The sequence below is a fragment of the Streptomyces phytophilus genome (assembly GCF_013870535.1).
Classification (GTDB): domain Bacteria; phylum Actinomycetota; class Actinomycetes; order Streptomycetales; family Streptomycetaceae; genus Streptomyces; species Streptomyces phytophilus.
Genome location: NZ_JACBXC010000312.1, coordinates 1 through 5,608, shown reverse-complemented (window position 1 = coordinate 5,608; position 5,608 = coordinate 1). Strand labels below are relative to the sequence as shown.

Below are 5,608 nucleotides of genomic sequence, written 5' to 3'. Positions count from 1 at the left end.
GACGACCGGGGCCGGCCCGTCTGGTACCACCGCATTCCGCAGAACGAGTACGTCGCCGACTTCCGCGTGCAGGAGTACCGCGGCGAGAAGGTCCTGACCTGGTGGCAGGGCAAGAGCGACAACGCGGGGCTCGGCGAGGGGGTCGGCTACATCGCCGACGAGAACTACGACATCATCGCCACCGTCCGCTCCCCGGACCCGGAGCAGACCATCGACCTGCACGAGTTCCGGCTCACCCCCGAGGGCACCGCCCTGGTCGTCAGCTACCAGCAGCGGCCCTACGACCTCACCCCGGTCGGCGGCCCCGAGGACGGCGACGTCGTCGAGAGCGTCGTGTGGGAGCTGGACGTCGCCACCGGCGAGCCGCTGCTGGAGTGGCGCAGCCTCGACCACGTACCGCTGACGGAGTCCGACGAGCGGCCTTCGGGCCGCGCCGGCACCCGCCCCTTCGACTACCTGCACGCGAACTCCGTCTCCCTCGACACCGACGGCAACCTCCTCGTCTCCGCCGTCGGCACCAGCACCGTCTACAAGCTCGACCGGCGGACCGGCGGGATCGTCTGGCGGCTCGGCGGGAAGAACAGCGACTTCCGGCTCGGCGCGGGCGCGCGCACCATCGCCCAGCACGACGTCGTGGCGGTCGGCGACGGCACGTACCGCATGTTCGACAACCAGAACATGCACTCCGACGGCTACGAGTCCCGGGTGGCGTGGCTGCACGTCGACCCGCGGCGCGGCACCGCGGAGCTGACCCGCCAGCTCGTGCACCCCGACCGCGTCTCCACCGCCGTCACCGGCGGCAGCCAGGGTCTGCCGGGCGGCAACACCCTGGTCGGCTGGGGCTCCGCGGGCCGGATCTCGGAGTTCGACGCGGCCGGGCGGCTGGTGTTCGACGCCGTCTTCCCGGACGAGTACAGCTCGTACCGCGCCTACCGCCAGGAGTGGGGGGCCGAGCCCGCGACCGCGCCGGAGGTACGGGTCGACGGCGCGTCCGGCGACGCGCACGCGGTGTGGAACGGCGCCACGGAGGTCGCCGGCTGGCGGGTGCTGGCCGGCGATGCGGAGGACGATCTGCGGCCCGTCGCCCGCGAGCGGTGGGACGGCCTCGACACCGACGTCGACCTGCCCGCGGACGCGGGGGACGCGGCGTACGTCAAGGCGGAGGCGCTGGACGCGGACGGCGACGTGATCGGCGCCTCCGCGGTCACGGAGACCGGTGCGGCCGGGGGGAGCGGCGCCGGCTGAGCGCCGGTCGCCCGCACCGCCCGCCGGGCGGTGCGGGCGCCGTCCTCAGACCTTCTCCAGCGGGCGGTGCGGGGCGTCCGGCAGCACGACGACGACCGGGTCCCCGGGACGTACCACGCCGCCCGTCAGCACCACGCTCATCACCCCCGCCTTGCGCACCACGTTCCCCGCCGCGTCCCGGCCCACGACCTGCTTGAGCAGGCCGGATCGGAAGTCGTCGATCTGGTGGCAGGGGTTGCGCAGCCCGGTGATCTCCACGACGGCCTCCGCACCGAGGTGCAGCAGCGTGCCGGTGGGCAGGCCGAGCAGGTCGACGCCGCGGGTGGTGACGTTCTCGCCCAGCTCCCCGGGGCGCACCCGGAAGCCCGCCTCGGCGACCTCCGCGAACAACTCCTCGTGGATCAGGTGCACCTGGCGCAGGTTCGGCTGGGAGGGGTCGCGGGCGACCCGGGAGCGGTGCTTCACCGTGACGCCCGCGTGCGCGTCGCCCTCGACGCCGAGGCCGGCGAGGAGGGTGACGGCCTCGCGGGCCGGCTTGTGGAACGTGTACTTAGCGCTGCTGCACACCGCTGTGACCGTGCCGTCGCCCATGCTCTACGGGCCCCCTCCGCCGTGTGACCTGTGATCTCCCACGAGCCTAACCGGCGGGGGTACGGGGCCGGCAGTGTCCGCCATGCGGGACCGCGGCTTATTGATTCGTACGGACGGGCGGACGCGTGGCAGCCTGGCCCGCATGCTTGGAGTCACCGATCTGTCGACGTACCTCGCCGGGCTGGCCCTGATCATCCTGCTCCCGGGGCCCAACTCCCTCTACGTCGTCTCCGTCGCCGCCCGCCGCGGCGCCCGCGCCGGCTACCGCGCCGCCGGCGGCGTGATGTGCGGCGACATGGTGCTCATGGTGCTCTCCGCGGGCGGCGTGGCCTCGCTGCTCCAGGCCAGCCCGACGGCGTTCGCCGTCGTCAAGTTCGCGGGCGCCGGCTATCTGACGTGGCTGGCGGTCGGGATGCTGCGCGGGGCGTGGCGGATGTGGCGCGAGCGCGAGGCGCGGGCCGTTGCCCGCGCGGAGGGGGAGCCGACGCGGGCGGAGCCGGTGAAGGAGGAGATGGAGCGCCCGTACCGCCGGGCGTTCGTCGTCAGTCTGCTGAACCCCAAGGCGATCCTGTTCTTCGTCTCCTTCTTCGTGCAGTTCATCGACCCGGCGTACGCGCACCCGGAGCTGACGTTCCTCGTGCTGGCGGCCTGGGCGCAGCTGTTCAGCATCACGTACCTGACCGCGCTGATATTCAGCGGTACGCATCTCGCGGCGCTCTTCCGCCGCAGGCGGCGGCTGACGGCCGGGATGTCGGCCGCGGCCGGCACGGCGTTCCTCGGCTTCGCCGCGAAGCTCTCGACGAGCAGCGCGTAACCGCCGCGCGGGGGCCCGGGGCCGCCGCACGGCGGGGCGCGCGTCCGCGCCCCGCCGGCCGCGGGCTGCCCGGCCCTGACCACCGGACAGCCCCCGGCACGCCGCGGTTCCCGCGGCCCCGCGGGAACCGGCGGGCTCCCGCTGCCCCCCGCCGGCTCCCGTGGGTGTCAGAAGGGCGTCAGCGTCAGCGTGAGCTGCCGCGGCGCCCGGTCCTCGATGTACGACGCGAAGCCGGACACGTCGTCGAAGGCGAACCCGTACGCCCGCCCGTCCTCCGACACTTCGTGCATCACCCGCGCGTAGTGGTTGGAGATGTCGGTGCCGTAGAAGGAGGCCGCGTCGGTGACGGGCTGGTCGGCGTGGTCGCGCAGGGTGGTGCGGTTGAGCGCGGCGCCGAGGATGGCGGCGACCGGTCCCGTGGTGCCGTCGTTCGGGGCGGCGAGCCTGCCGTCGCAGAACAGCACGTCGCGGGTGGGCGGCCGGTCGAAGGCGACGTCGGCGGGGCCGGTGAAGGAGAGCCGGTCGCCGGCGACGCGGCCGGTGAAGGTACCGGCGTTCGTGGTGACCTTCAGGTCCTTGCCCGCGTACGCCGACCACACCTCGTCCACGTATCCGTCGAGGTACGCGCCGTCGAACAGCCCGGCGTCCAGGCCGTGCCCGGGGGCGATGACCCGCAGCCCGTCCGCGTCCACCAGCCGGCCGTAGCCCTCGGTGCCCGCCAGGGTGTCGAACACCTGCTGCCGGGCGCCGTCCTTGAGCGTCCCGGTCGTCTGGTCGGCCTCGCCCGTCAGGTGGATGGACATCGGGACGCTGAACATGTCGACCATGGTGGTGTTGCAGAACATGCCGGCGTCGTTGAGCGTGAACTCCATGCAGTCGTGCACCAGCGGGTAGTTGGGGTCGGTGGACACCCAGCCGGCCGGGTAGGCGAGTGCCGCGTTGCCGGCGCCGTCCGTGACCGCCTTCATCTTCAGCTTGCCGCCGAGGGCGACGTAGAGGCGGCCGGACATGTTCGGCAGCGTCAGGGACGTGTCGCCGCTGCCGGCGAAGGGGATGGCGTAGTCGGTGTAGCCGTCGGGGCCGTTGTCGTCGAGCGAGATGGGCGCCAGCGTCCCGTCGGGCGTGAGGCGGACCTGCCGGCCGCCCTCGTTGCCGACGACGTAGATGCTGATGGAGGAGTTCTCGTACGCGCCCGTCCGGTTGGCGACGGTCACGTCGAGGGCCGCTGCGGCGCCGCCCGCCCGCGCCGCGGAGAGCACCAGAGGTGTCCCCGCGGCGGCGGACGCGACGGCCAGGCCACCCAGCAGCCTGCGTCGCGAGATCACTTGGCGGCACCTCCGGACTGCTCGACGGAGACGTAGTCGACGGTCATCGGCACGCCGGGCCGGGTCGCGTCGGTGGGGGTGGCGTGGCCGGCCACGCCGTCGGGGAAGGCGCCGCCCATGGCGACGTTGAGGAGCAGGAAGTGGCCGTGGTGGGCGAGGTTCGCCCAGGTCTCGGCGCCCACCTGGTCGGCGTTGACGGAGTGGTACTGCTGGCCGTCCACGTACCAGCGCAGCTCCTCGACCCCGCCGCTGCGGTCCAGCTCCAGGGCGTACTCGTGGAAGCCGGACTGGCAACTGCTGTCCGGGCAGGCGCGGGAGGCGCCGAGGCCGTTGTTCTCGTTGCACGGGCCGCCGGGCGCGGTGCCGCAGTGCAGCACGCCCCAGACGCTGTTCACGCCGTTGACGTTCTCCATGATGTCGAACTCGCCGATGCCCGGCCAGTTCCAGTAGTTGCCGCGGTAGGCGTCGCCCAGGGTCCAGAACGCGGGCCAGTAGCCGAGGGCTTCGTCGCCGGTGATGTTCGGCATCTGGATGCGGGCCTCGACGCGCAGCACGCCGCCGGCCGGGGCCTGGAAGTCGGTGCGCTGGGTCTCGATCCGGGCGGACGTCCAGCCGCCGGAGCCGTCGCGGCGCGGGGTGATGGTGAGGTTGCCGGAGCCGTCCTTCTGGAGGTTCTCCGGGCTGTCCGTGTACGTCTGGATCTCGCCGGTGCCCCAGTTGGCGGGGCCGCCGGGGTAGGAAGTGCCGGTGTCGACGATCCAGTTCGCGGCGTCCGGCGGGGAGCCGGCGGCGCCGTCGAAGTCGTCGCGGAAGACCTCGGCGAGGGGCGCGGGGTCGCTGCCCGCGTCCTCGCCGGCCGTCGCGGAGGGCAGGGTCAGGGCGCTGATCGCGGCCAGCGCGGCGACCGCGCAGAGCAGGCTCCTGCGCCACCGTAGTCGTATTGCGTGCATGTCTGGCTGCTCCTCGGGAGTGTGGGGGGATGAGGAGGTTCTCCCCTGGGGATGCGCCTGTTTGAGAGCGCTCTCAGGTTGTGTTGAGGCACACTGCCGAGTGGGCGGGCTACTGTCAAGGCCCACCGAGTGAAGAGGAGTTGAGGTGTCCGGGAACCGCCCCACGCTGGAGGCCGTGGCCGCCCGCGCCGGAGTGTCGCGGGCCACGGTGTCGCGCGTGGTCAACGGCGGCGAGGGGGTGCGCGAGCCGCTGCGCGAGCGGGTGCACCGCGCCGTGGCCGAGCTGGGCTACGTACCGAACCAGGCCGCGCGCACGCTCGTCACCCGGCGCACGGGCGCGGTCGCCGTCGTCATCGCGGAGCCCGAGAGCCGCGTCTTCGCCGACCCGTTCTTCGCCCGGCAACTGCGGGGCATCAGCGGGGCGCTGGCGGCGGCGGACACGCAGCTGGTGCTGCTGTACGTCGCGGACCGGGCGGACTATCCGCGCATCGGCCGGTTCCTGGCCGGCGGGCACGTCGACGGTGCGCTGATGTTCTCGCTGCACCGCGACGACCCGCTGCCGGGCATGGCCGCGGAGGCCGGCCTGCCGGTGGTCTACGGCGGCCGGCCGGGCTGGCCGGGGGCGGCGGGGGAGCGTGGCCTGCTGTACGTGGACACCGACAACCGGGCGGGGGCGGAGCTGG

General features: G+C 73.5%; 6 protein-coding genes. 3 read left to right on the top strand and 3 right to left on the bottom strand.

What is annotated here, in order from left to right; genetic code table 11:
- Positions 1-1,245 (top strand): arylsulfotransferase family protein (locus H5J30_RS15765; RefSeq protein WP_181788066.1); only part of this gene is annotated, 1,245 nt, incomplete at its 5' end.
- A gap of 45 nt (positions 1,246-1,290) precedes the next feature.
- On the opposite strand, the gene H5J30_RS15760 is transcribed toward H5J30_RS15765, so the two are convergent.
- Positions 1,291-1,836, bottom strand: coding sequence for an MOSC domain-containing protein (locus H5J30_RS15760; RefSeq protein WP_181788065.1), 546 nt, complete (start codon positions 1,834-1,836; stop codon positions 1,291-1,293).
- Between the two features lie 142 nt (positions 1,837-1,978).
- Between H5J30_RS15760 and leuE the strand changes: the two genes are divergently transcribed.
- The gene (leuE, locus tag H5J30_RS15755; RefSeq protein WP_181788064.1) at positions 1,979-2,650 is read left to right on the top strand and encodes a leucine efflux protein LeuE; all 672 of its coding nucleotides are present in this window, start codon (positions 1,979-1,981) and stop codon (positions 2,648-2,650) included.
- Between the two features lie 167 nt (positions 2,651-2,817).
- Here the strand turns inward: leuE and H5J30_RS15750 are convergent, their stop codons facing one another.
- Both H5J30_RS15750 and H5J30_RS15745 read right to left on the bottom strand, forming a co-directional pair.
- Complete coding sequence (locus tag H5J30_RS15750; RefSeq protein ID WP_181788063.1) at positions 2,818-3,975, bottom strand: beta-1,3-glucanase family protein; 1,158 nt, start codon at positions 3,973-3,975, stop codon at positions 2,818-2,820.
- Positions 3,972-4,925, bottom strand: coding sequence for a glycoside hydrolase family 16 protein (locus H5J30_RS15745; protein WP_181788062.1), 954 nt, complete (start codon positions 4,923-4,925; stop codon positions 3,972-3,974). The genes H5J30_RS15750 and H5J30_RS15745 overlap by 4 nt, the downstream gene beginning before the upstream one ends.
- A gap of 145 nt (positions 4,926-5,070) precedes the next feature.
- Here H5J30_RS15745 and H5J30_RS15740 point away from each other — a divergent pair.
- The coding region (locus H5J30_RS15740) for a LacI family DNA-binding transcriptional regulator (protein ID WP_181788061.1) at positions 5,071-5,608 on the top strand (538 nt) is incomplete at its 3' end.

Coding starts and splice junctions, on each gene's coding strand:
- H5J30_RS15760 (WP_181788065.1), bottom strand. CDS start 1,836: ATGGGCGACGGCACGGTCACAGCGGTGTGCAGCAGCGCTAAGTACACG.
- H5J30_RS15745 (WP_181788062.1), bottom strand. CDS start 4,925: ATGCACGCAATACGACTACGGTGGCGCAGGAGCCTGCTCTGCGCGGTC.
- leuE (WP_181788064.1), top strand. CDS start 1,979: ATGCTTGGAGTCACCGATCTGTCGACGTACCTCGCCGGGCTGGCCCTG.